A 3536-nucleotide genomic window follows, 5' to 3' on the forward strand; every position below is an offset into this window, starting at 1 on the left:
TCTAAAGGATTCGGAGAGAATCGAATATTTTCTCATCAGTCGCTGGAAGCTCCCTCTGTCCATCCCTGCTTCCATTGATGCGTGGGTGACATTCCCCCTGTGTTTAGTGAGCATGCTTGTGATATAGTTCTTTTCGTATTGTTCTTTTACATTGAGAATAGTCTTTTTAAAGTGCTCAGCAGGCAGACCACCCTTTTCCTGTAATTCCAGGGGTAGGTGTTCGGTTCTTATAACAGACATCTCATTAAGGATAACAATCCTTTCTATTATGTTCTTTAGTTCTCTCACATTGCCGGGCCATGGGTACGATAGAAGGGCATCGAGGGCTTCATTTGAGAACGACTTTTGCTGAACAGCAAATTCTTGACAATATCTTTTTAAAAAAAACTCTGTTAGCCCTGGGATGTCCTCAATCCTTTCCCTCAGAGACGGCATATGTATCGGGAAAACCATGAGTCTATAGTAAAGGTCTTCCCTGAAGTGACCCTCCTTCACCTCTCTAAACAGTTCCTTATTTGTTGCGGCTATAATGTTTACATCTACATTAATCTCCTTGTTTCCTCCAAGCCTGCGAAATCTCTTTTCCTCAAGGACGCCGAGTAGTCTGGATTGAATCTTTAGACTAATATCTCCTATCTCATCAAAAAATATCGTTCCTTCATTGGCGAACTCAAAAAGACCCTGCCTTGTAAATTTGGCATCTGTAAATGCCCCTTTTTCATGTCCGAATAACTCTGACTCAAGGATGTTCTCTGAGAGAGCAGTGCATTGTACTGATACAAATGGGGCATCCGCCCTTCTGCTCATGTTATGGATAGTTCTGGCTGCAAGGCTCTTACCAGTACCTGTTTCTCCAGTGATAAGTATAGTTCGTCCTTCCAATAAAGCCGCCTTTTCTATAAGGGCGTAGACTTCTCTCATCTTAGAACTGTCCCCCCTAAACTCCCCCATTAAACACCGCGAAAACTCCATCTCAAGGAGGTTCAACTTTCTTTCTGCTCTTAAAGCATCAATTGCTGATTTTGCGGCAATCTCTATCTCATCGAAAGAGAATGGTTTTGTTATGTAATCGTATGCCCCGAGTTTCATTGCCTTAACCGTGAGTTTCAAATCATTAATCGCGGTTATAATAATGATTTTTATGTTGGGATCTGTCTGCCTAATACTGGCAAGGATATCAAGCCCATCCATGTCAGGGAGGATAATGTCTAAAAAGCATACATCCACCTGTTCATTCTTTATGGCGTCGAGTGCTTCTTTACCTGTTGCAAAGGTAAAAACCGTGTACCCTTCCTTCTCCAATCCAAGTCTTAAGAAATCCCTTATATTTTCTTCGTCATCTACGATTAACAGGTTCATACTTCTCCTCTCTACTACTTGGCAGAATAACAGCGACAGTAGTCCCTTTATCTCTGATGCTATCTATATGTATATCGCCCCCATGTTCTGTAACAATGCGCTGTGCTATGGCAAGCCCCAGTCCACTGCTGAGTGGATTAGTTGAATAAAAAGGTTCAAAAATCCTCTGCAGGTCATCCGGTGAAATACCCTTACCTGTATCTCTGATGACAATCCTTGCCCATTTCTCATCCTTGAATGAGGATATGTAAATATTCCCTCCTCGTTCAGTAGCGTGGATAGCATTAAGAATGATGTTCAGCAAGGCCTGCTGAATCTGATCTACATCCACAACCACAAAGGTATCTGGTTCTATTTTAAGAGAGTGCATTTTAATCCCCTTCTTTTCAGCAACCTTCGAGGTAAAAAACATAGCATCTTCGACTATATGCTTGATCTCTGTCTTTTTAAGTGTTAGCGGTGAAGTCTGGGTAAAGGATAGAAGTCTTGATACCACCTTGTCTAATCGCACAATTTCATTATCTAATCTTTCGAGGATTTCTTCTCCACTTCCATTATTCCGCATGGTGTCAATGCCGAGTTTAATCCCTGTCAGAGGGTTTTTGATCTCATGTGCAATATTGACTGCTAATTCTCCAATCATAGCAAGTTTCTCTCTCCTTGCGAGATGTTCATCCATCTCTTTTTGAGTCCTGAGGTTTTTAGCCATCTCGTTAAATACGTCTGCCATCTGACCTATCTCATCTTTTTCGATAGTCTTTACAGAAATTACATCCCGGAACTGACCTTTGCTAATCTTTATGATATTCTGTGTTATCTTCTTCAGCGGACTTGTAATACGATGCGCCATAAATATTCCTACTGCAATACTAACTACAGAAAGGAGGATTGCGAGAAGAAGAATCTTCTGCTTGATGACTGTAAGATTTTCCCTCATAATCCTATCTGTTAGCCCGACTCTTATAATCCCTATCTTTTCATTATCTACTTTACAGGGAACTGCTATGTCATATAGGTTTTCATCCTTTGATAAAGGCATTATCTGAACAGTGGTCTTTGTTGCCTGAAATGCCTTCTCATCAAATGGGCTATCGGAAAAGGAATCTCCAATTCTGTGGACACGCGGGTTTGAATGAGCAAGTACCCTGCCATTTCTATCCAGTATCACAATGTAACTCAGGAAGGGCATAGACGTGCTGCCTCCCATTGCCTTTACGGATTTATAAAGCTCCCAGATATTATCCTGTAAAATAGGCTCGATGCTCTGTTTAGAAAGGTTGGTCGCCATGATGATTCCCTTATCAATGAGCTCCTGCTCAAGTACCTTCGATTCCTGATAAAGGGCGATGGCACTTGTGAGAAATATCACAAAGAGGGTCCCACTGCCGATAGTAAGTATTAGTTTCTGTCTGATTGTTAAAAAACGGAATGTTTTCAGGAGACCCATAACTTTATCTCTTAACTGGCTGTTGGTGATTAAGGGTATTCATATAATGGTACATTCTCCTTACGATGTCAAAAAGCGAATCATCACCTTTGACAAATCCATCTAATAGCATATCTTTTAAGATATTTTTGCCTGCAGGGTCTTTATCCATATCAAGAAAAACAGACCTTAGTTTTCTCTTTAAATCTGCTGGAAGGTTTTGACGCACCACTACCGGTGTGAAACCAAAAGGAGGAGAAATCTCTATGACCTTAGTTTTACTGGTCAATTCAGGATGCAGGATATGCATCAGGTCATATACATAACTATCAACACTGGCGCCATCAACAAAACCATCCCCCACCGCTTCTATAGAAGCACTATGGCTATAAGTATGCACCCACTTCCTGAAATACTCATTAGGGGAATAACCTGCCCTTGCCAGTCTGTAGCGTGGGAAAAGATAGCCTGAATTAGAAAGTGGATCCGGGTATGCATAAAGTTTTCCCCTTAAATCCTCTATGGACTTAGCGGGGCTATCCTTTGGAACAACGACATACGAGTAATAATAGGGTTTACCCCTTGTCTTTGGAACGGCTAAGAGTTCCATGCCAAATTTCTCCTTCCCTATTATATATGGCAGGGTGCAGACAAAAGCGATATCCACCCGTCCTTGTTCTATTAAATCATTTATCTCCTGATAGGTCTTCCGCTGAACGATATTGATAGGCATCTTTATCTTTTCCCCTAT

At 41.3% G+C, this 3536-nt stretch carries 3 protein-coding genes; all 3 read right to left on the reverse strand.

Going from position 1 to position 3536, the window contains the following annotated elements; translation table 11 throughout:
- On the reverse strand, positions 1-1359 hold a 1359-nt coding region (locus AB1488_06140; protein ID MEW6409677.1), incomplete at its 3' end, for a sigma-54 dependent transcriptional regulator.
- Positions 1337-2806, reverse strand: a complete 1470-nt coding sequence (locus tag AB1488_06145) for an ATP-binding protein (GenBank protein ID MEW6409678.1) — start codon at positions 2804-2806, stop codon at positions 1337-1339. The genes AB1488_06140 and AB1488_06145, both read right to left, overlap by 23 nt.
- 4 nt (positions 2807-2810) lie before the next feature.
- Positions 2811-3536: phosphate/phosphite/phosphonate ABC transporter substrate-binding protein (gene phnD, locus AB1488_06150; GenBank protein MEW6409679.1), on the reverse strand; the 726-nt coding region annotated here is incomplete at its 5' end.

Source organism: Nitrospirota bacterium, from assembly GCA_040756155.1.
Lineage (GTDB): Bacteria > Nitrospirota > Thermodesulfovibrionia > JACRGW01 > JBFLZU01 > JBFLZU01.